The 21,543-nt window shown below is 65.3% G+C and carries 19 protein-coding genes and 1 tRNA gene; 11 read left to right on the top strand and 9 right to left on the bottom strand.

Annotation, left to right across the window (positions count from 1 at the left end):
• Nucleotides 1-89: 89 nt before the first annotated feature.
• Nucleotides 90-1,034 (top strand): tetratricopeptide repeat protein, encoded by a 945-nt coding sequence (locus BH95_RS03910; RefSeq protein ID WP_230593890.1) that lies wholly within the window; start codon nucleotides 90-92, stop codon nucleotides 1,032-1,034.
• 29 nt (nucleotides 1,035-1,063) lie between these two features.
• Here the strand turns inward: BH95_RS03910 and BH95_RS03905 are convergent, their stop codons facing one another.
• The 3 genes from BH95_RS03905 to BH95_RS03895 are packed head-to-tail and all read right to left on the bottom strand — an operon-like array spanning nucleotide 1,064 to nucleotide 6,734.
• Nucleotides 1,064-2,518: a neutral zinc metallopeptidase gene (locus BH95_RS03905; RefSeq protein WP_037181034.1), complete on the bottom strand. Its 1,455-nt coding sequence runs from the start codon at nucleotides 2,516-2,518 to the stop codon at nucleotides 1,064-1,066.
• Nucleotides 2,519-4,714 (bottom strand): 1,4-alpha-glucan branching protein GlgB, encoded by a 2,196-nt coding sequence (gene glgB / locus BH95_RS03900; protein WP_037181033.1) that lies wholly within the window; start codon nucleotides 4,712-4,714, stop codon nucleotides 2,519-2,521.
• A gap of 10 nt (nucleotides 4,715-4,724) precedes the next feature.
• Nucleotides 4,725-6,734, bottom strand: coding sequence for an alpha-1,4-glucan--maltose-1-phosphate maltosyltransferase (locus tag BH95_RS03895; RefSeq protein WP_037181031.1), 2,010 nt, complete (start codon nucleotides 6,732-6,734; stop codon nucleotides 4,725-4,727).
• Nucleotides 6,735-6,908: 174 nt separating this feature from the next.
• Between BH95_RS03895 and glgP the strand changes: the two genes are divergently transcribed.
• Complete coding sequence (gene glgP / locus BH95_RS03890) at nucleotides 6,909-9,491, top strand: alpha-glucan family phosphorylase (protein WP_037181029.1); 2,583 nt, start codon at nucleotides 6,909-6,911, stop codon at nucleotides 9,489-9,491.
• On the opposite strand, the gene BH95_RS03885 is transcribed toward glgP, so the two are convergent.
• Nucleotides 9,488-11,536, bottom strand: a complete 2,049-nt coding sequence (locus BH95_RS03885) for an ATP-dependent DNA helicase (RefSeq protein WP_037141373.1) — start codon at nucleotides 11,534-11,536, stop codon at nucleotides 9,488-9,490. The two genes, glgP and BH95_RS03885, sit on opposite strands and share 4 nt — an antisense overlap.
• A 54-nt stretch (nucleotides 11,537-11,590) precedes the next feature.
• On the bottom strand, nucleotides 11,591-13,027 hold the full coding sequence (locus BH95_RS03880; protein WP_037181027.1) for a nicotinate phosphoribosyltransferase: 1,437 nt from the start codon (nucleotides 13,025-13,027) through the stop codon (nucleotides 11,591-11,593).
• Between BH95_RS03880 and clpS the strand changes: the two genes are divergently transcribed.
• The 8 genes from clpS to BH95_RS03840 all read left to right on the top strand — a co-directional run bounded on the left by clpS (nucleotide 12,993) and on the right by BH95_RS03840 (nucleotide 18,938).
• On the top strand, nucleotides 12,993-13,343 hold the full coding sequence (gene clpS / locus BH95_RS03875) for an ATP-dependent Clp protease adapter ClpS (RefSeq protein ID WP_170947459.1): 351 nt from the start codon (nucleotides 12,993-12,995) through the stop codon (nucleotides 13,341-13,343). The two genes, BH95_RS03880 and clpS, sit on opposite strands and share 35 nt — an antisense overlap.
• Before the next feature lie 30 nt (nucleotides 13,344-13,373).
• A complete protein-coding gene (gene aosR, locus BH95_RS03870; protein ID WP_037141377.1) occupies nucleotides 13,374-13,937 on the top strand; it encodes an oxidative stress transcriptional regulator AosR in 564 nt (187 codons plus the stop codon).
• A gap of 11 nt (nucleotides 13,938-13,948) precedes the next feature.
• On the top strand, nucleotides 13,949-15,016 hold the full coding sequence (locus BH95_RS03865; protein ID WP_037181026.1) for a P1 family peptidase: 1,068 nt from the start codon (nucleotides 13,949-13,951) through the stop codon (nucleotides 15,014-15,016).
• A 50-nt stretch (nucleotides 15,017-15,066) separates the two neighbouring features.
• Complete coding sequence (locus tag BH95_RS03860) at nucleotides 15,067-15,696, top strand: rhomboid family intramembrane serine protease (protein WP_037181024.1); 630 nt, start codon at nucleotides 15,067-15,069, stop codon at nucleotides 15,694-15,696.
• A 95-nt stretch (nucleotides 15,697-15,791) separates the two neighbouring features.
• On the top strand, nucleotides 15,792-16,550 hold the full coding sequence (locus BH95_RS03855; RefSeq protein ID WP_027499095.1) for a cyclic nucleotide-degrading phosphodiesterase: 759 nt from the start codon (nucleotides 15,792-15,794) through the stop codon (nucleotides 16,548-16,550).
• A gap of 136 nt (nucleotides 16,551-16,686) precedes the next feature.
• Nucleotides 16,687-17,475 (top strand): ribonuclease PH, encoded by a 789-nt coding sequence (gene rph / locus BH95_RS03850; protein ID WP_019664965.1) that lies wholly within the window; start codon nucleotides 16,687-16,689, stop codon nucleotides 17,473-17,475.
• Complete coding sequence (rdgB, locus tag BH95_RS03845; RefSeq protein WP_037181022.1) at nucleotides 17,468-18,079, top strand: RdgB/HAM1 family non-canonical purine NTP pyrophosphatase; 612 nt, start codon at nucleotides 17,468-17,470, stop codon at nucleotides 18,077-18,079. Before rph ends, rdgB begins: the two co-directional genes overlap by 8 nt.
• A 28-nt stretch (nucleotides 18,080-18,107) precedes the next feature.
• A complete protein-coding gene (locus tag BH95_RS03840; protein ID WP_244164805.1) occupies nucleotides 18,108-18,938 on the top strand; it encodes an esterase/lipase family protein in 831 nt (276 codons plus the stop codon).
• A gap of 3 nt (nucleotides 18,939-18,941) precedes the next feature.
• Here BH95_RS03840 and BH95_RS03835 read toward each other — a convergent pair whose 3' ends face one another.
• The 3 genes from BH95_RS03835 to BH95_RS03825 form a co-directional block, all read right to left on the bottom strand.
• Nucleotides 18,942-19,289 carry a DUF3817 domain-containing protein gene (locus tag BH95_RS03835; RefSeq protein WP_019664962.1) on the bottom strand — a complete coding sequence of 116 codons (348 nt, stop codon included), beginning with the start codon at nucleotides 19,287-19,289 and terminating at the stop codon, nucleotides 18,942-18,944.
• A gap of 19 nt (nucleotides 19,290-19,308) precedes the next feature.
• On the bottom strand, nucleotides 19,309-19,698 hold the full coding sequence (locus BH95_RS03830) for a hypothetical protein (protein WP_026347763.1): 390 nt from the start codon (nucleotides 19,696-19,698) through the stop codon (nucleotides 19,309-19,311).
• 66 nt (nucleotides 19,699-19,764) lie between these two features.
• Nucleotides 19,765-19,849 (bottom strand) — tRNA-Leu (locus BH95_RS03825).
• Between the two features lie 142 nt (nucleotides 19,850-19,991).
• Here BH95_RS03825 and BH95_RS03820 point away from each other — a divergent pair.
• The gene (locus BH95_RS03820; protein WP_037181018.1) at nucleotides 19,992-20,750 is read left to right on the top strand and encodes a TetR/AcrR family transcriptional regulator; all 759 of its coding nucleotides are present in this window, start codon (nucleotides 19,992-19,994) and stop codon (nucleotides 20,748-20,750) included.
• Here BH95_RS03820 and BH95_RS03815 read toward each other — a convergent pair.
• Nucleotides 20,747-21,496, bottom strand: coding sequence for a hypothetical protein (locus BH95_RS03815; protein ID WP_037181017.1), 750 nt, complete (start codon nucleotides 21,494-21,496; stop codon nucleotides 20,747-20,749). The genes BH95_RS03820 and BH95_RS03815 overlap by 4 nt on opposite strands.
• Nucleotides 21,497-21,543: the final 47 nt, after the last annotated feature.

Raw genomic sequence — 21,543 nt, 5'->3', positions numbered from 1 at the left:
GGAGTGGAGTGGAGCCTGCGGAATGACCCGGGCGGGAGCGACGACCTTCGCGGTAGTGGGCGGGCGGATGAGATGACAAACTGTAGAGCGTGACTCGTCCCGGTTCTCGCTCGTCAGCCCGTCCGCCAGCAGCTGTTCCGGCATCCATCGCCGGTGCAGTGGATCTGTCCGCCCTGAAAGACCGTCCGGCGCCGCCACCTGCGGCGGCTGGTGAGGTCGCCGAAGGCGGTTTGCCTCCGATCGTCGACGTGACGACCGCCACTTTCGAAGACGAGGTTCTGCGCCGATCGTCTCAGGTGCCGGTCGTCGTCGATCTGGGTTCTGCCCGGTCGCCGCAGTCTGTTTCGCTCACTCGTCTGCTTGGACAGCTGGCTCTGGAGGCCGGCGGCCGGTGGATCCATGCACGCGTCGACGTGGATACCAACCCGCAGATCGCGCAGGCGTTCGGTGTGCAGGCGATCCCCACCGTCGTTGCTGTCGCGGGTGGACAGCCCCTCGCTGACTTCCAGGGATCGCAGCCGGAGGATCAGCTTCGGAAGTGGATCGAGGCGATCGAACAGGCCACGGCCGGAAAGCTCACGGGGCCTCCTGGAGCAGAGCCGATCGAAGACGAGCCGGAGCCGGAAGACCCGAGGCTCGTGGCGGCCGAAGAGGCCCTCGACGAGGGCGACTTCGACAAGGCCATCGCGGCGTACGAGGACATCATCGCTGCCGAGCCTGCGAACGCCGACGCCAAAGCTGCGCTGCGGCAGGTCAAGTTCCTGGCGCGGGTGCAGAACGTCGACGCCGATGCTGTGGCGAAGGCCGACGCCGACCCTGCCGATGTCGCGGCACGGATCGAAGCTGCCGACGTCGAACTGTCGCAGCAGAATCCAGAGGCAGCGTTCGGCCGTCTCATCGACGGCGTCAAGCGCACTGCTGGTGACGAGAGAACTCAGTTGCGAACGCGGCTGCTCGAGCTGTTCGAACTGTTCGACGCCGCCGACCCTGTTGTTGTCGCGGCGCGCAGGAAGCTCGCGTCCGCCCTGTACTGATCGGGCTGTACTGACCGGGTTGTTCGGCCTCAGCGGTAGCGGGCGTTGCAGGTGTCCTGGCCGTACAGAACTCCCGAGCGGAACGCGTCGACACGCGAGAAGCCGCTCGGGAGGGTGACACCGTTGATGTCGCTTGCCGTCAATCCGTCACTGAGGAGACCGGACACGGCCTCGTCGAGGTCGCCGGGGGACAGCCAGACTTCGAGGTCGGTGGCCTCCGGGTTCTCCGAACTCAACCCGGCGGTGATCACTCCGGACAGGCATGCCGAGCGCAGCGCGGTCTGGGGGTTGTCGAGCGGCTGGCCTGCCGCGTTCTGGACCGCGAGCGTGTAGCGGGAAGCGAACAGCACATAGGCGCTGTAATCGCCGGAGACGTTCAGAGGGATGACGTCACCGCGCTGTGGCCGCTCGGCGGTTCCGAGCTCGGCGAGCGCTGGAACGTCCACACCGATGGTGTTGCTCGATGCGCAGTACGACACCGGCTCGGTCGACGTTCCTTCCGGGCAGCCGGTGTCGGTGCCGTCGTAGGACACCGTCGGGGGATTCGGAAGTGCAAGAAGGCTTTCGAAGGACCGCACGAAGGCTTGCAGCGTTTCCTCGGTCACCGGCAGTTCACCGTCGTCGTCGGCGTCGGAGAATTTCTGTGGCAGATCCGCTCGGCGCGAATCGATCTCCGCCTCGTCGATGGCTACGCATGCAGACGCGCCGTCGGTGAAACCGAGCTGTACAGCGGTGACTCGCTCGAACGCCGAACCGTGCACCGAATCCGGGTCGTTGGGGTCGACGTCGCGCACCGCGACCGTCGCGGCGAGCACGCCGTTCAGCCCGTCGGACGTGTTGATGGTGAAGTGCGGCGACTCGTCCTCGGCGACATGCCGAATGAATGCACCTGCGAAACAGTCGGCCTGCTGCTCGGCCACGATGGTCGGAGTGTCCTCTCCGACCAGACCGGACTGATGCTGAATCGAATGGCCGTACTCGTGAGCGATGACCATGACCACTGCCATGGGGCCGAAGGCGTCGATCAGTGCAGGCAACAGAATTGTTCGGTCCCAGCCGATCGTGTCGTCCTTCATGCAATACGCAGCGTTGGGGATACCGCCGGTCCGGAAACCGCAGAAACGTGCTCCCTGACCTTCCTCCTCGCTCGCATCCCACGAAATCAGCTCCGACACCGGAGTGAACTCCGTCTTGAACAAGTCGGGATACGTCTGTGTCCAGTACCGCTGGATGTCCTCGATCGCGTTGGTCGCGATGACATCCGAGTCGGTACCCTCCGAGCCCGTCACCTGCAGAGTGGAGTTAGTCATGCCGGGGCGCGGACCACTGGGACCGTCGGTGACAGGCAGACCCGCCACGGTGAACGGGTTGTCGTAGATCGACACCGCGCGGCCGTCGACGCTCTGCGCGCACGACGCGAGCAGAGCCGACGCTGCGATCAGTGCGGTCATCCACAGTGTGCGTCGGGTACGACCGCGACTCATCTATCGCTCCAGTTTGATCCAGATCGCTCCGTTGGCGGGGAGCGCGACCTGCGCGGACGCGGGTCGGCCATGCCATGAGTGCGAAGTTGCCGTCACTTCTCCGAGATTGCCGACACCGCTTCCGCCGTACGAGGTGGCATCCGTGTTGAGGATCTCGCTCCAACGTCCCAGTTCCGGTAGTCCGACACGATAGTCGCCGCGTACGACTCCTGAGAAGTTGAAGATGCACGCCACCACAGACCCGTCGGATCCGTAACGCAGAAAACTCAGGACATTGTTCTCGGTGTCGTTGGCGTCGATCCAGGAGTAGCCGCTGGGGGAGGTGTCCAAGGTCCACAGCGCCGAGTGCTGCCGATACGTCGCGTTCAGGTCGGTGACCAGGTTGAGGACTCCGCGGTGGAGACCGTCGTCGTCGAGGTGGAACCAGTCGAGTCCACGTTCTTCCGACCATTCGCGAATCTGGCCGAATTCCTGACCCATGAACAGCAGTTGCTTGCCCGGATGCGCCCACATGTAGGCCAGCATTCCGCGCAGACCGGCCGCCTTCGCGTGATCGTCGCCGGGCATACGCGTCCACAACGTACCCTTGCCGTGCACCACTTCGTCGTGACTGATCGGCAGCAGGTAGTTCTCGCTCCACGCATACACGAGCGAGAACGTGATCTCGTGGTGGTGGTACGTCCGGTGGATCGGATCACGCCCGAGGAATCCGAGCGTGTCGTGCATCCACCCCATGTTCCACTTCATGTTGAAGCCCAAGCCGCCGACATTCGTCGGACGAGTGACGCCCGGCCAGGCCGTCGACTCCTCGGCGACGGTCACGACTCCCTGGAACTTCTTGTGTACGGTCGCGTTCATCTCCTGCAGGAACGAGACCGCTTCGAGGTTCTCGCGGCCACCGTGAATGTTGGGGGTCCACCCGCCCTCGGGGCGCGAGTAGTCCAGGTAGAGCATCGACGCGACGGCGTCGACGCGGAGTCCGTCGATGTGGAACTCGTCGAGCCAAAACAAGGCGTTCGCGACGAGGAAGTTGCGGACCTCGCGTCGGCCGAAATCGAAAACCAATGTGCCCCAGTCGAGCTGCTCGCCGCGCTTGGGATCGCCGTGCTCGTACAACGGGCCACCGTCGAACCGGGCCAGCGCCCATTCGTCCTTGGGGAAATGCGCCGGCACCCAGTCGACGATGACGCCGATGCCTCGCTCGTGCAGGTGATCGACGAAGTAGCGAAAATCGTCGGGGCTGCCGAAACGGGATGTCGGAGCGTAGTAGGACGTGACCTGGTAACCCCACGACCCACCGAACGGATGTTCCGCCACGGGAAGCAGTTCGACGTGCGTGAAGCCGGTCTCGATGACGTAATCCGCGAGCTGATGCGCGACTTCGCGATAACCGAGGCCCTGACGCCACGACGCCAGGTGCACCTCGTAGACACTCATCGGTGCCGCGGTGGGCTCGATGCCTGCACGGGTGTCGAGCCAGGCGTCGTCCGTCCACTCGAACTCCGAGCTCGAGACGACCGACGCGGTGGCAGGCGGAACCTCGGTGGCGAACGCCATCGGGTCGGCCTTGTCCCGGGTGACTCCGTCCGAGCCGTGGATGCGGTACTTGTAGATCGCACCCGGCTGCAGGTCCGGGACGAACAGTTCCCAGACGCCGGTGGACCCGAGAGCGCGCATCGGGAAGCTGCGACCGCTCCAGCCGTCGAAGTCGCCGATGACGGTGACCCCGGACGCGGCTGGGGCCCACACCGCGAACGACACACCACTGACGTCGCCGTCGGGAGTGGTGTAGTTCTGTCGATGGGCTCCCAGGATGTCCCAGAGCCTTTCGTGCCGTCCCTCGCCGAACAGATGCAGATCCAGTTCGCCCAGGGTCGGCAGGAACCGATAGCCGTCGGCGGCCACCGAGACATGCCCGCCCGGCCACGTCGTGACCAGCCGGTAGTCCATCAGATCCTCGAACGGGACCAGGCCCGAGAACACGCCGTGCGCGACGTGTGTCAGCGGGTAGTCGGTACCACCGATCCGCGCGACGACGGAATCCGCGTTCGGCTTCAGAGCGCGGATCGCGGTCCCGCCCGGTGCGGGGTGCGCTCCGAGCACCGAGTGTGGGTTGTAGTGCGTGCCCTTCGCCAACAACTCCAGGTCGTTGGCGCTGGGTGCTGCCGTGTCGGTGGTGCTCTGGTTCTCGCTCAAGGTGTTCGACTCACTTCCGGTTGCCGCGGTAGGCCAAGTCGAGACGCGCCGGATACGGAATGGGCGGAAGCGCAAGGATGTGCGCGACTGCCTTCCACGGCTCCAACTTCACGAAATTGGCCTGACCCCAATGGAACTGCTGACCGGTCACCTCGTCGGTGACCGTCAGCGTGTCGTGCCAGTCGAGCCCGATCTGCGGCATGTCCAGCCAGATCGTGCCCTCCTCCGATCCGAACGGGTCGAGATTGATCACCACGAGCACCGAATCCCCGGTGCTCGGATCGAACTTCGAGTACGCGATGAGTGCGTCGTTGTCCACGTTGTGGAAGTGAATGTTGCGCAGCTGCTGCAGAGCGGGATGTGCGCGTCGGATGGAGTTGAGCGTGGCGAGCCACGGTTCGAGTGACTCGCCGCGCGCCAACGCACCGTCGAAGTCGCGTGGACGAAGCTGATACTTCTCGGAATCGAGGTATTCCTCGCTTCCCGGCCGTACCGCCTGATGCTCGTACAGTTCGTATCCCGAGTACACGCCCCACGTCGGAGACATCGTCGCGGCCAGAGCCGCGCGCAACGCGAACACTCCGGGACCGCCGTGCTGCAGACTCTCGTGCAGGATGTCCGGGGTGTTGACGAACAGGTTGGGACGCGCATCGTCGGCCCGGCGGGCATGCTCCTCGGCGAATTCGGTGAGCTCCCACTTGGCTGTTCGCCACGTGAAATACGTGTAGGACTGCGTGAACCCGCGCATCGCCAACCCGTACATACGTGCGGGACGGGTGAAGGCCTCGGCCAGAAAGAGGACCTCGGGGTGCGTCTTCTTGACCTCCGCGATCAGCCATTCCCAGAAGTCCGGTGGCTTGGTGTGCGGGTTGTCGACCCGGAAGATCTTGACGCCCAACGACACCCAGTATCGAACGACCCGAAGGACCTCGTCGTAGATTCCTCGTCGGTCGTTGTCGAAGTTGACCGGATAGATGTCCTGGTACTTCTTCGGGGGATTCTCCGCGTACGCAATGGTGCCGTCGGGAAGAACGGTGAACCACTCCGGGTGGTTCTGCGCCCACGGATGATCGGGAGCGGCCTGGAGAGCCAGATCCAGCGCGACCTCCAGATCGAGCGCATGGGCGGCGTCGACGAAGGCGCGAAAATCGGCTTCCGTGCCCAGTTCCGGATGGATGGCGTCGTGTCCGCCGTCCTTCGAGCCGATCGCCCACGGCGAGCCCACGTCGTCCGGCCCCGGGGTCAGAGTGTTGTTCGGGCCCTTGCGGTTGATCGTTCCGATCGGATGGATCGGGGGCAGGTACACCACGTCGAAGCCCATCCGGGCGACGCGGGGGAGCTGCTCGGTCGATGTGGCGAACGTGCCGTGACGCGGGCTGCCGTCGTCGTTCCATCCACCCGTCGAGCGCGGGAAGAACTCGTACCAGGCGCCGTTCAGCGCGCGCGCTCGATCGACCCAGATGTTGATGCCGTTGGACCGAGTCACCAGTTCACGCAGCGGATGTTCGTGCAGCAACGCCGAGACAGCGGACGCGAACGCCGGGGACACGCGAGCAGGCAACTGGCGATCGGTGTCCCGCAGGGCGACGACGACGTCCTTCAGCAGAGCGCGATCCTCGGCGGGGACACCGTCGGCAGCGCGTTCGAACAGCCGGGCGCCGATCTCGAGATCGTTCGCGAGTTCCGCGGCGCTCTGCCCGACCCCGAGTTTGGCCTCGACCGCGTGGCGCCAGGTTGCGACCGGGTCGCTCCACGCCTCGATCCTGCAGATCCAGTACCCGGGAGCAGTAGGAGTGAAGATCGCGTCGAACGTGTCGGGTTCACGCCCGGGCGTCATGGTGATCCGCAGCGGCGTACGCAGCCCAGGGCCACGGACGGCCAGCGTCGCGGCAACGGCGTCATGGCCTTCGCGCCACACGTCGGCCGACACCGGAAAAGCCTCGCCCACCACCGCTTTCGCGGGATACTTCCCGGTAGATGTGTCTGGAAGGACATTGTCGATACCGAGTCGACCTGTCACTTCACGCTCCGTTCTTCGCTTCGAGGACTCCTCGCGGTGAGGCGAGAGCCCGGGTCACTTCGCTGTCGGCGTGCTCGGTGTCAACCGTAGTGCAGTCGCGCTGGCTGCGCCGGTGTCGGAGACAGATCGGCAAGTCGGTGCACCACGCGGTCGACGGTGGGTAGGGTTTCGCTCGTGAAAGCTTTGCGTCGGTTCACTGTCCGAGCCCACCTGCCCGAGCGCTTGCATGCCCTCGAGGAACTCTCGACAAACCTCCGCTGGTCGTGGCACGCGCCCACCCAGGAGCTGTTCGAGGAAATCGATCCGCAACTGTGGGCGAGCACGGAGCGAGACCCGATCGCGTTGCTCGGTGCCGTCGCGCCGTCGCGGCTGGAGGAACTGGCCGGGAGCGACGAGTTCACTGGAAAGCTGGACAACCTGGCAGCCGATCTTCGCGGATACCTGGCCCGCCCGCTCTGGTATCAGAAGAACACGGAGGCTGGACGGTCACTGCCGTCGGGAATTGCGTATTTCTCGATGGAGTTCGGCGTCAGCGAGGTCCTTCCCAACTACTCCGGCGGTCTCGGCATCCTCGCCGGCGACCACCTCAAGGCGGCGTCGGATCTGGGTCTGCCGTTGATCGGCGTCGGTCTGCTCTACCGCTCCGGCTACTTTCGTCAGTCTCTGACCGCAGACGGTTGGCAGGCAGAGAGGTATCCCTCGCTCGATCCGCAGGGGCTTCCGCTTCGCATTCTCGCCGACGCGTCGGGCGTTCCCGTCCTCATCCACGTCGCGATGCCCGGATCGCGGGTGTTGCGGGCACGGGTGTGGATCGCGCAGGTCGGACGGGTGCCGCTGTTGCTGCTCGACTCCGACATCCCGGACAACGATCCTGAGCTTCGCGGCGTGACCGATAGGCTCTACGGCGGCGACCAGGACCACCGCATCAAACAGGAGATCCTTGCTGGAATCGGCGGGGTTCGAGCCGTCCGCGCGTACACGCACGAATACGGCCTGCCGGACCCGGAAGTGTTTCACATGAACGAGGGGCACGCCGGCTTCCTCGGCGCCGAGCGCATTCGAGAACTCGTCACCTCGAAGGGACTGGACTTCGATTCCGCGTTGGCATCGGTGCGTTCGGGAACGGTGTTCACCACCCACACCCCGGTCCCTGCAGGCATCGACCGTTTTCCAGCCGACCTGGTCCGCCACTACTTCGGTGCCCAGGACGGCTCGTCCGACTCCTCGCTGCTCCCTGGTCTTCCGCTGGAGCGCATTCTGGCGTTGGGCGCGGAGAACGACAGGTCCGTGTTCAACATGGCCCACATGGGGCTGCGTCTCGGGCAACGCGCCAACGGCGTCTCGAAACTGCACGGCATCGTCAGTCGCGAGATGTTCAGCGACCTGTGGCGCGGATTCGACAGCGCCGAAGTGCCGATCGGTTCGGTCACCAACGGTGTGCACGCCCCGACCTGGGCGGCGCGCGAGTGGCTCGATCTGGCACACGAGGTCGTCGGAGCAGAAGCGTTGGAGGAGGCGCGCGGCTGGGAACAACTGCACACGGTCCCGTCGGCGAGGCTGTGGTCGACGAGAAACGAACTGCGCGGCAGGTTGGTCGACGAGGTCCGACGGCGGGTGCGCCGCTCGGCTCTCGAGCGTGGATCGACGGAGGCCGAACTGGGTTGGACTGCAACGGTGTTCGATCCCGACGTGCTCACTGTCGGCTTCGCGCGACGGGTACCGACCTACAAGCGTTTGACGTTGATGCTTCGGGAACCGGAGCGTCTGAAGCGTCTGCTTCTCGATCCCGAGCGTCCCGTTCAGTTGGTGGTAGCCGGCAAGTCCCATCCCGCCGACGACGGTGGCAAGGCGTTGATTCAGCAGATCGTCCGGTTCGCCGACGAAGCCGACGTGCGGCATCGCATCGTGTTCCTGCCCGACTACGACATGTCGATGGCACGCTACCTGTACTGGGGATGCGATGTGTGGCTGAACAATCCACTGCGTCCCCTCGAAGCATGCGGGACGTCCGGCATGAAGTCCGCTCTCAACGGTGGACTGAATCTGTCCATCCGAGACGGATGGTGGGACGAGATGTACGACGGCGAGAACGGGTGGGCGATCCCGACGGCGGACGGGATGGCCGACGAGAGCCGTCGTGACGACCTGGAAGCTGCTGCACTCTACGAACTGCTGGAACAAGCTGTGCTGCCGAAGTTCTACGATCGCACCGACGGGGTCCCGACGCGGTGGATCGAAATGGTCCGGCACACGCTCGAACATCTGGGTCCGAAGGTGCTGGCATCGCGCATGGTCCGCGATTACACCCTCGGTCTGTACGCACCCGCGGCCGAGGCGGCGCGTGCAGTCGATGCCAAGGAGTACGCCGGGGCGAAAGACGTCGCGGCCTACCGGAACCGCGTCGAATCGTCGTGGCAGTCGGTGGAAGTCGTGCAGGTCGACAGTGAAGGCTTGCCGGATACCCCCGTCATCGGCGCCAAGCTCACGTTGCGTGCCTACGTTCGGCTGGGTGGCCTGTCCGCCGGTGACGTGTCGGTTCAGGCGGTGCTCGGTCGGGTCGACGAGAACGAGAACCTGACCGACACCCGGACCGTCGCGATGAGTCATGCCGGAACCGACTCGCTCGGTGAGGTTTTCGTGACCGACACCGCGCTACCGGTCAGCGGGGCCGTCGGCTACACGGTACGAGTGCTACCGCACCACGATCTGTTCGCGGGAGACGCCGAGCTCGGCCTGGTCAAGATGCCGGTGTCCTAACTCTTGCCTGCGAGACGGGTGAGAGCTTTGCGCACGACCTCCGGGTCCGACGTCTCCCAGAACGGAGGCAGTGAGGCACGCAGGTAGCCGCCGTAGCGGGCCGTCGCCAGCCGCGAATCGAGCATGGCGACGACCCCGCGGTCGTCGACGCTGCGGAGCAATCGGCCGACGCCCTGCGCCAGGAGAAGGGCCGCATGATTTGCCGCAACCGCGAGGAATCCGTTTCCCCCACGCGATTGGACGGCCTGTTGCCTCGCGACGAGAAGTGGGTCGTCGGGCCGCGGAAACGGGATGCGATCCAGAATCACCAAGCTCAGCGACGGGCCCGGCACGTCGACGCCCTGCCACAGAGACAGAGTGCCGAACAGTGACGTGGCCTCGTCGGCCGCGAACTTGTCCACCAGAGCTCCGGTCGCGTCGTCGCCCTGACACAAAATCGGAGTGTCCAGCCGTTCACGCATCGCCTCGGCTGCGGCTTTCGCCGCACGCATCGAGGAGAACAGGCCGAGCGTCCGGCCTCCCGCCGCACTGACCAACTTCTCGATCTCGTCGAGGTACAGCGGAGACAGCCCGTCGCGGCCGGGCGCCGGAAGATGCTCGGCCACGTAGAGAATGCCTGATTTGGCGTGGTCGAACGGTGATCCGACATCGAGCGAATTCCAGTGGAACGACGCTGTGTCCGACGGCGGCTCGATGCCGGACGCGGTGGCGGTGTCGCTTCGACCCGTGTTCTCCGCAGGCAGACCCCAGTTCACGGCCAGGCCGTCGAACGATCCGCCGACCGTCAGGGTCGCCGAGGTGAGGACGACCGTCGACTCCGCGAACAACCGTGAACGCAACAGGCCGCCGACCGACAGCGGAGCCATCCGGACCGTGCGTTTGACGTTCCCCCGGAAGTCGTCGACGGCGTGCCAGACGACATCCTTACGCTTGGCGGGGTCGGGCTCGTCGAATGCCTCGAGAACCCGCACGGCACTGTCGTGAACCTCGTCGACCGCGACGAGCGCCGCATTGCGTGCGGCAGCTGCCTCCGGGTCCGTTGCCGCCATCCCGGGCTTCTGCGGACCGATCGCCGTGCGCACCGCCCACGCGGAATCCCTGATCGACGCCAGCGCCGGGGCCACGTCGTCGGGAAGCGCTGCCCACCTGCCGGGAGGTAGATCGTCCAGGACCGCACCCCAGTTCTCGGCCGCGCCGTCGAGTGCGTCGACGATCTCCTCTTCGATCAACTTGCTGCAGCGCCGAGCAGCTGCGGTGACGGTCGCCGCCGACAATTCCGACGTGGCAACGCCGGTGACGCGGTCCACGAGCTCGTGCGCCTCGTCGATGACCACCACATCGTGCTCGGGGAGGATTTGAATACCGGTGATGGCGTCGATTGCGAGGAGTGCGTGATTGGTGACCACGACGTCGACCTGTGCGGCCTCGGCGCGAGCCCGCTCGGCAAAGCAGTCCTCACCGACGGGACAGCGCGACTTGCCGAGGCATTCGCGGGCGGTGACGCTGACCTGCCGCCACGCCTGATCGCTGACTCCGGGCACGACGTCGTCGCGGTCACCGGTCTCGGTGTCCGACGACCACTTGGTCAGACGCACGACCTCGCGGCCGAGCCGGGACACGGCGAAAGCGTCGAACAATTCGGCTTCCGGCGCCTCCTCGGACGCACCGGAGTGGATCTTGTTCATGCACAGGTAGTTGTTGCGGCCCTTGAGGATCGCGAACTTCGGCCGCCGGCCGATAGCGCCGGTCAGTGCGTCGGCGAGGCGCGGTAGGTCGCGATCCACGAGCTGACGTTGCAGTGCGATCGTTGCGGTGGACACCACGACAGTGCGGCCCGACTCGACGGCGTGCCTGATGCTCGGAACCAGGTACGCGAGCGACTTACCGGTGCCGGTACCGGCCTGAACAGCAAGGTGCTGACCGGTGTCGATGGAATGCGCGACAGCCGACGCCATGGTGAGCTGGTTGCTTCTTTCCTTGCCCCCGAGAGCGTGTACCGCGACCTTCAGCAGGGCGGGCACGGTGGGGAGTTCGGTCTTCGGCACCGAAGAAGACTACTGCCTGCCTCCGACGGCCCCCGCGTGCCGCGCCCATCCGAGTCAGAGGAAACGCGTCGGCAGCGCGGGCTCGCCCTGCGACAGCTTGAGTCCTTCCCACGGCAGGCTGACGAGTCGTTGCGCGAGCAGTGCACGAGCGTCGTGCAGGCTGCCCAACCCGTCCACCTGCTCGCCGGCGCGCACCAGCGGAATGCTGAGCTCGGTCGCGACCAGCCCGTCCTCGATCGGTGGGGTGGTGCCCTGCAGGAACACGATCTCCTCGACGGCCGTGCCCGTGGTTCGCGAGGTCCGGACAGCGGACTTGGCGCCGCCACGCGACTCCTTGTGGCTGCTGCGTTTCGCGACCGGCCGTCCGTCGACGGTCACGAGTTTGTAGACCATGCCTGCCGTCGGCGCGCCGGATCCGGTGACCAGCGAGGTGCCGACGCCGTAGGAGTCCACCGGTTCCGCACGCAGGGCGGCGATGGCGTATTCGTCGAGGTCGCCGGAGACGACGATCTTGGTGTTCTTCGCGCCCAGGTCGTCGAGTTGCTGGCGCACCTGTCTGGCGAGCACGCCGAGGTCACCGGAGTCGATGCGCACTCCGCCCAGCTCGGGTCCGGCCACCTCGATGGCGTTGGCTACGCCCTGGGTGATGTCGTAGGTGTCGACGAGCAGGGTGGTGGAGACTCCCAGCGCCCGCACCTGTGCGGCGAACGCTGCTTTCTCGTCCGGTCCGTTCTCGTTGTTGTAGAGCAACGTGAACGCGTGCGCGGACGTGCCCGCTCCGGGAATCCCGTGACGTCGGACCGCTTCGAGATTGGACGTCGCTGCGAAACCTGCGATGTACGCGGCGCGCGACGACGCCACCGCTGCTTCCTCGTGGGTGCGCCGTGATCCCATTTCGATCATGTGTCGCGATCCCGCGGAACCGACCATGCGCGCGGCGGCGGAGGCGATGGCACTGTCGTGGTTCAGAATCGACAGTGCGAGGGTTTCCAGGATCACGCATTCGGCGAAGGTGCCGCGGACCGACAGGATCGGTGAGCCCGGAAAGTAGAGGTCGCCTTCGCGGTAGCCGTCGACGTCACCGGTGAATCGGTAGTTGCGCAGCCATTCCAGCGTGGAAGCGTCGAGGAACGTGCCGAGCACCTCCAGCTCCTCCTCGCCGAACCGGAACCGGGTGAGTGCACCGAGGAAACGCGCCGTACCAGCGACGACGCCGTAACGCCTTCCGCCCGGAAGGCGCCGGGCGAACACCTCGAAGCTGCACGGGATGTCGGCGGTGCCGTCGGCCAGCGCAGCCGACAGCATGGTGAACTCGTACTGGTCGGTGAAGAGTGCGGCACTGCGGATGCTGTCCGTTATGTCCGGGCCGTGATTCGATGCGGTAGGCACCTGCTCAACATTACGAGGCGCGGGGGCGACGGTGTGCAGGTTGCCCCCGTCGTCGTAGTCTGTTGGCATGGCTTCATCGACGGCTGAAGAATTCGTGGGCATTGTCGACGAGGCGCCGACGCTGGCAGCCTCACCTCAGGCCGTGCCCGCCGAAACCGAAGCCCGGTCGACGGACGAGGCTCAGGACGTTCCGTGGGTGACCATCGTGTGGGACGACCCGGTGAACCTGATGCACTACGTGACGTTCATCTTCCAGAAGCTCTTCGGTTACAGCAAAGCCAAGGCAACCGAGCTGATGATGCAGGTGCACTCCGAGGGCAAGGCAGTGGTGTCCAGCGGCGAGCGCGACAAGATGGAGGCCGACGTCCGCCGGCTGCACGCAGCCGGGTTGTGGGCCACCATGCAGCAGGACAAGTGACCGGCTTCTACGACAAGGACCTCTGACCAAGTGCGTACGTGGAGCAGGAAGAACACACTCTCCGGTGTCAAGATTCGCTCCGAGATGGACCCGCGGGAGGCGACGGTTCTGCGGTCGCTCGTGGGATCGGTCGTCGGGCTGCTGGGTGATCGTGCGGCCGCTGCGCCGACCGACGAACTTGCTGCCCTGACCGGATTGCGGACCGGACACAGCACCCCGCCGGAGGATGCGGCGCTGGCTCGACTGCTCCCGGACTTCCATCGGGACGACACCGACCCGTCCGGTTCGACCAATCTCAACAGTGCTCTGCGTGGACTGCACGAGCCGGAGATCATCGACGAGAAACTGCGCTCGAGCAGCGTCATTCTCGACACTCTCCCCGCGTCGGGTGGAAAGATCCTTCTGACGCCGGAGCAAGCGGATGCGTGGTTGATGGGCCTCAACGACGTAAGGTTGGCGCTCGGAACCACCCTGGGTATCGACGCGGACACCCCGGAGGTTCTCGACGAGGGCGATCCACGAGCTCCACACCTCGACGTCTACCACTGGTTGACCTGGATGCAGGATTCCCTGGTGCAGGTCCTCACCCCGTAGGAGCGCTCGGCGTGCCTTGTTCCCCCGGTCCTCGTGACTCTCTGACCGATGTTTCGGGACTGCTCGTCGGTCATCATCACGAACTCGATCCCGACGCCACCCTCGGAACGGGCGCGGCCACCGGCTGCACCGTCGTCCGAACCCTCGGTGGTGCCGTCGCGGCGGTCGACGTCCGCGGCGGCGGGCCAGGGACCAGGGAGACGGACCTCCTGGACCCGAGTCACTCCGTCCAACAAGTCAATTCGGTGCTCCTGACCGGTGGCAGTGCCTACGGCCTCGCCGCAGCGGACGGAGTCATGCGATGGCTGGAAGAACACGGCCACGGTATCTCGATGGGCACCCCCGATCAGGTGGTGCCCATCGTTCCTGCCGCCGTCATCTTCGATCTGCCCGTCGGTGAGTGGTCGACCAGGCCCACCGCCGATTTCGGGTACCGAGCGGCTGCAGCAGCGGCGACCGACTTCGAGACGGGGTCTGTCGGCGCAGGCGTCGGAGCGCGGGCCGGAGTGCTGAAGGGCGGCGTCGGGACGGCCAGCACCGTCATCGAAGGAGGGCCTGCCGACGGAGTCACGGTCGCCGCGTTGATCGTCACCAACCCGGTCGGATCCGTGTTCGACCCGCGCACCGGTCTGCCGTGGGGCGTCGGCTCGCTGGGGCCGCAGGCCTTCCGTATGCGCAAACCCGACGTGCACGAGCTGTGGAACGCGAATGCGCTTGCGCCGAAGGGGACGGCGTTGAACACCACCATCGGTGTCGTAGCGACCGACGTCGAACTGTCCGCCGGCTCGTGCAAGCGAATTGCTGTCGCAGGTCACGACGGTTTGGCGAGGGCGATTCGCCCTGCCCACTCGCCTCTCGACGGCGACACGATCTTCGCGCTGTCCACGGGCACACGATCCGTCGTCACCGAATCGTCGCTGCCCACGGCGTTCAACCGGGATCTGCCGGTGCTCGACGCGGTGTCCTCGGTGGCGGCCGAGGTCGTCGAGCGGGCGATCGTGCGTGCGCTGCTCGACGCCACGTCGGTGGCGGGCATTCCGACCTACCGTCAGATCTTTCCGTCGGCATTCGAGTCCTGACCGGCGGTACGCTCGAAAAAGCGACATACCTCCCGCGAAAGGCGCCAGCGATGAGCACGAACCCGTACCTGCCGGCTCCGGCCCCGAAGCGCCCGTTGTGGCAGTCGGCGGCCATGTACACCGGTGGATTCGTACTGTTGCTGTGGGTGGTGGAAGTAGTCGACGTTCTGTCGGGCAGTCGTGTGGAGACCGCCGGGATCAACCCGCGCACCGGCGACGGTCTGTGGGGGATTCTGTTCGCGCCTGTGCTGCACGACGACTGGGCGCATCTGATCGCCAACACGGTTCCGATCGCGGTGCTCGGCTTCCTCGTCCTGCTGTCCGGAATCGGCAGGGGACTGACGGCGACAGGCGTGATCTGGGTGATCGCCGGCGTCGGGACATGGTTGATCGGGGGCAGCAACTCCAATCACATCGGTGCGTCCAGCCTGGTATTCGGCTTCTTGGCCTACCTGCTCGTTCGTGGGTTCTTCACCCGGAACCTGGGTCAGCTCGCCATCGGCGTCGTCGTGTTCGTCCTGTACGGCAGCGCTCTGTGGGGCGTTCTGCCCAGCACTCCCGGTGTGTCCTGGCAGGGTCATCTGTTCGGGGCTGTCGGCGGAGTCGTCGCTGCGTGGCTTCTGTCCGCGGACGCCCGCAACGCCCGCAAACAGAGGTCGGTCGGCTCTTCCCGACAGTGAAGTTCGGTAACTGTGACCGACGACCTTTCCGGTCTCGTCAGTGAAAACCGCCGATGCGTTTCTGCCACGGGCGCCGACGTGGCAGCATGACAATCATGCGTATTACCGTGCTGGGATGTTCGGGCAGTGTGTCCGGACCCGATTCCCCCGCGTCGGGTTACCTCCTCGATGAACCGGACACGTCGCCCGTCGTCCTGGACTTCGGCCCCGGCGTACTCGGCGCACTGCAGCGGTACGCAGACCCGGGCGACGTCAGCGTGTTTCTGTCCCACCTGCACGCGGACCATTGCCTCGACGTACCTGGCTTGTTGGTGTGGAGGCGCTACCACCCCAACCCGCCCGAGGGGCGCGCCGTCGTCTACGGGCCCAAGGACACAGCGTTCCGCCTGGGTGTCGCCTCCGCCGAATGTGGGGGACAGATCGACGACATGTCCGACACCCTCGACCTCCGCCGCTGGGCCGACGGGCGCACCATTCGTCACGGACAACTGTCGGTGACGACCCGGCTGGTCTACCACCCTCCGGAGTCCTACGGAATGCGCATCACCACCGGCGCGGGCAAGATCTTCGCCTACACCGGAGACACCGGAATGTGTCAGGCAGTGCGCGACATCGCTCAGGGCGCGGATGTGCTGCTGTCGGAAGCGTCGTGGACGCACAGCCCGGACCGCCCGGTCGGAGTTCACCTTTCGGGAACCGAGGCAGGTCAACTCGCCCGCGACGCAGGCGTCGGCGAACTGCTGTTGACCCACATCCCACCTTGGACATCCCGCGAAGACGTGATCGCCGAGGCGAAAGCCGAATTCAGTGGGCCCGTGCATGCCGTCTCACCGGGAGATGTGTTCACCGTCTGACGCGCTTTTCAGGCTGCGCATTCAAGCCGGGAGTGGAGCCTGCGGAATGACCCAGCTGAGCCGGGAGTGGAGCCAGCGGAATGACCCAGCCAAGCCGGGAGTGGAGCCTGCGGAATGACCCAACTAGTCTGGCTGTGTGTCGAGACGAGAAGACGGAAGAGCTGACGACGAGCTTCGGACCATCAAGATCACGCGGGGGTTCACGAGCAATCCCGCGGGTTCGGTGCTGGTGGAGTTCGGTAACACGCGGGTGATGTGCACGGCCAGTGTCGAGGAAGGTGTTCCGCGCTGGCGCAAGGGCTCCGGGCTCGGGTGGTTGACGGCGGAGTACGCGATGCTTCCGGCTGCGACGCACACTCGCAGTGGCCGTGAGTCCGTGAAGGGCAAGGTCGGCGGTCGGACCCAGGAAATTTCTCGGCTGGTCGGTCGGTCGTTGCGCGCGTGCATCGATCTTGCCGCGATCGGCGAGAACACCATCGCTCTGGATTGCGATGTGCTTCAGGCGGACGGTGGCACGAGAACCGCGGCGATCACGGGCGCGTTCGTCGCGTTGTCGGATGCGGTCACGTACTTGCGTGCTGCGGGGCGTCTGGCTGATCCGCAGCCCATTTCGTGTGCGATCGCAGCGGTCAGCGTCGGCGTAGTCGACGGCCGGGTTCGGCTCGATCTGCCGTACGAGGAGGATTCGCGCGCCGAGGTCGACATGAACGTCGTCGCCACCGATACGGGCACGTTGGTGGAGATTCAGGGGACGGGCGAGGGTGCAACGTTCCCTCGTTCGACGCTGGACAAGCTGCTGGATTCGGCGTTGGACGGCATCGAGAAGTTGTTCGAGGTACAGAAGGCTGCGCTCGCCGAACCGTACCCGGGTGAGCTGCCGGAGCCCGCCGTCACCGACGCGCCGAAGAAGAAGTTCGGTGGCTGAGTCGACACTGCTGGTCGCCAGCCGCAACGCGAAGAAGCTGCGCGAGCTGCGTCGGGTACTCGATGCGGCAGGCGTCTCGGGAGTCGAGTTGGTCGGTCTGGACGAGGTACCGGAGTTTCCGGAGGCACCCGAGACGGGCGCAACCTTCGAGGAGAATGCGCTCGCCAAAGCGCGTGACGGTGCTGCGGCAACGGGATTGCCTTGTGTCGCGGACGATTCGGGTATCGAAGTCGATGCGTTGAACGGGATGCCGGGTGTTCTGTCGGCGCGATGGTCGGGTGTGCACGGTCAGGACGACGCCAACACCGAGTTGTTGCTCGCGCAGCTTGCCGACGTTCCCGACGAACGCAGGGGAGCGGGCTTCGTGTCGGCGTGCGCTCTCGTCGTTCCTGGCGGTTCCGAGTCCGTCGTCCGGGCTGAGTGGCGTGGTGTGATCGCACGAAGTCCGCTGGGTGAGAACGGTTTCGGTTACGATCCCGTGTTCGTGCCGGAGGGCGACGGCCGCTCGGCAGCCGAACTGAGTCCGGAGGAGAAGGATGCGGCATCGCATCGCGGGCGGGCTCTGGCTTTGTTGATTCCGGCACTGCAGCAGCTCGGCTCGTAGGACACTGATGGCCGTGGAGCGCACGGTCGTGACTGTGTTGACGTCGGTTGCTGCGCTATGGGCGGCCTCGTCGGGTGGCGCTGCATCCGCGGCGCCGTCCGACTCGTTCTCCGAGGCGTTGCTGTTCTCGGCGATTCATCCGGAGGCGTCGCTGCCCGAGGTCAACGACTTCTCGTGCGTCCCGTCGTCGTCGCATCCGGAACCGGTGGTTCTGGTGCACGGTTTTCTCGAGAACTCGTTCGCGAACTGGGCGTCGCTCGCTCCGCGCCTCGTGGCAGACGGATACTGCGTGTTCGCGCTGAACTACGTTGCGCGAGAGGGCATTCCCGTCGGCGGGTTCGACTCGATCGAGCACAGTGCCGTGGAGCTCTCCGCGTTCGTGGACGAGGTCCTGGCCGCCACCGGTGCGCAGAAAGCCGCGATCGTCGGACACTCCAAAGGCGGAACGGTCCCGCGGTATTACGTGCGTTTCCTCGGTGGGGCTGATCGCACGTCGAAGATTATCGCGCTGTCCCCGCCGAATCGGGAGTCGACTCCGCGGAACGACGACATCTCGGGTGGTTCGGGGCAGGTGGGAATTCCGGCGTTCGGCCCACCGGTCGACGACGCCCTCGCGCGGATCAACGTTCCCAGCGACACCGTGCCCGGGGTGGAGTACACCGTTGTCGTCACTCGGTACGACCAGGTTGTTCCCTATACGGCGTCGTTGCTGCAGGGCGAAGGCGCTCGCAACGTGATTCTGCAGGATCTGTGCCCAGCCGACACGGTCGACCACACAGGGATTTCCTACGATCCGGTGGCGCAGCAGGTGGTGCTCGATGCGCTTGCCGGCGTCGATCCGCAGAGCGTGACGTGTTGAACGTCAGAGGGCGAAATCGGTCTTGACCTGCTTTGTCCTGATGTGCTCGACGTAGAACGACAGGAACGGAATGGTGCCGGCAAGCAGGGTGCCGATGGTACGGCCGGCAGGCCAGCGGACCCTGATGGCCAGATCGACGGTGAGGATCAGGTAGATCAGGTACACCCAGCCGTGCACCACGGCAATCCAACTGGGAACGTTCTCGACCTTGAAGATGTACTTGGCGACCATCTCGCCGGTGAGCACGAGCAGCCAGATACCGGTGATGTACGCCAGGACGCGGTAGCGCAGCAGAGCCGACGCGATCTTCTTCTTGTCGGCGGTAACGGGCTTCGGTGCTGCTTGGCTCACGGTCGTCGTGCTCCTGTCTTCACTCGCGGGAGCGGTCGAGCTCGGCGAGATAGGTGTTGTATTCGAGAAGTTGCCGAGCCTCGACGTCGTCGATGTCGTCCTCGGTGTAGGTGGGGCGTTGAGGGAGCAGGTCCGCGGGTATCTCGCGAACGACGTCCTCGGTGGGAGCTACCTGGTCTTCGTCCTCCGCGGCCTCGGCATCGCCTTCGAGCTGGACGAACCTGCGATAGGCGTAGATCACGAACGCTGCGAACAGGGGCCATTGGAACGCGTAGCCGAGATTCTGGCCGTCGCCACCGACGGATTCGAACCGTTCCCACTGCCACCATCCGAGGGCCAGGCATGCGACCGCTGACACGAGAACCAGCGCAATGAGCGCCGGTCGATGGTGAGAGCGAGATTTTGCCACACCACGACGTTACCCGAGGCTCTACTACTCGAGGTAGTTAGGGATCTGCCGATCGACCGGAGATGGTGGTGCGCGAGGGGGGACTTGAACCCCCACGTCCTGAGACACTGGAACCTAAATCCAGCGCGTCTGCCAATTCCGCCACTCGCGCGAGTGCTCGGCAAGTCTACAACGCGGTGGTTGGAGTATCCGCAAGCGCATGAAAGCTCCATTCATGCCGTCTGGGCGCTCCGATGGCGCACTCATGCGATCGAGGTCCGGGAAACCAGAGCGTACAGCGTACTGTTCGACGGGTGGCCGGAAAGAACGAGACGGGTTTCGATCCTGCGCGCACGCTCGGATTGTTGTGGCGAGTGGGCGCGAAGAAGAGCAGGACAGGTCTGACGATCGACTCGATCGTCGACGCAGCGGTCTCGATAGCCGATTCCGAGAGCCTCGACGCGGTGTCTATGCGGCGGATCGCGGATCGGCTCGGTGTCGGGACGATGTCGCTGTACACCCATGTTCCCGGTCGAGAAGACTTGGTGGACTTGATGATCGACCACGTGCAGAAGGGCCTGTACTCGGCTCTCGACGAGCCGGCGTCGTCGGGTGACTGGCGCGCCGGGTTGCGGTTCGTCGCCGAGCAGAACTGGCACCTGATCCGCCGGCATCGGTGGGTTCTCGATGCTCAGGGTGGCCGGGCTGTGTTGGGTCCCAACGTCAGTGACAAGTACGAGGCCGAACTTCGGGTCCTCGACGGGATCGGTCTCACGGACGTACAGATGGACTCGGTGCTGACGTTGGTGCTCAATCATGTTGCGGGTAGCGCACGGGCGCTCGCTCAGGTCGATCGAGTGCGCGAGGACTCCGGCATGACGGATGAGCAGTGGTGGTCTGCGACTGCTCCGGTTCTGGAATCGGTGATGGATCCATCCCGGTACACGGTGTCGTCGCGGGTCGGGACCGCCGCAGCGATGCATCACGAGGCTGCGAGCGATCCCGTCCACGAGTACCGGTTCGGTGTCGAGCGAATTCTCGACGGTGTGGCCGTGTTGACCGAAAAAGGTTAGATGGCAGCCTTTTTCGTCGACGAAACGCGGCGGAGCTCACGCCACAGGGCGTGTCGAAGTGTCTGTGAATCCGTGCCGAGTTCCTCGGCGGCGTGCCTCGTCAACTCGAGCATTCCGCATTCGTCGACCTGTTCGCCGATGGCATTCGACACGAACTGCACGAGCAGCGAGTCCTCGGAGTCTCGAATGCCGACGAGGTACACCAGGCTCCGCCAGGTCTTGAAACCGATGCCGGTGACGGACGTGAACGCCTCGGCCTGGGCCGAATATCGGTGGCGGTCGGCGTCCGCATCGGCGAGGTCCTTCGAACCGGTGACACCGATCCCGATCAGAGTTGCGGCGGCCTTCGCGGCAGCCTCCGCTTTGGTGGTGGAGTTTCCGGCAACACGCTGGCGGTTGCCCAGCACGTCGTCCAGATCGCCGGTGTCGTCGACGAACGATGCAAGGAACGAGAGATCGTCGAGCGGGCCGTCGCCTCGGTGCGCACGCCACCGAGCGATGACGCGACGTACGCCGCTGGTCTCTCCGCCGTAGCTCGCCCGGGCTGCGAACACGGCGTCGAGCAAGGCGGCCTCGATTTCACCCTCCCAGCCCGGGAACCAATAGGGCGACGCGTCCCGAGGCAACGTCGTGTCGATGGCGGCGACGAGGGCAGCGACCTCGTCGTGCTGTTCGCCGAGTGCTTCCCGCGCGACACGGTTGTCGACGGTGCCGCGTGAATGGATATGTGTAACTGGTGAATACATGAACCCCCCTGTTGGTTGCGTGGCGGGGAAGGTACAGGGCTGCTCCG

Source organism: Rhodococcoides fascians A44A (assembly GCF_000760735.1).
GTDB lineage: Bacteria > Actinomycetota > Actinomycetes > Mycobacteriales > Mycobacteriaceae > Rhodococcoides > Rhodococcoides fascians_E.
Note: the sequence above shows the minus strand (reverse complement) of the source record. Positions and strands in the feature narration are given on the sequence as shown.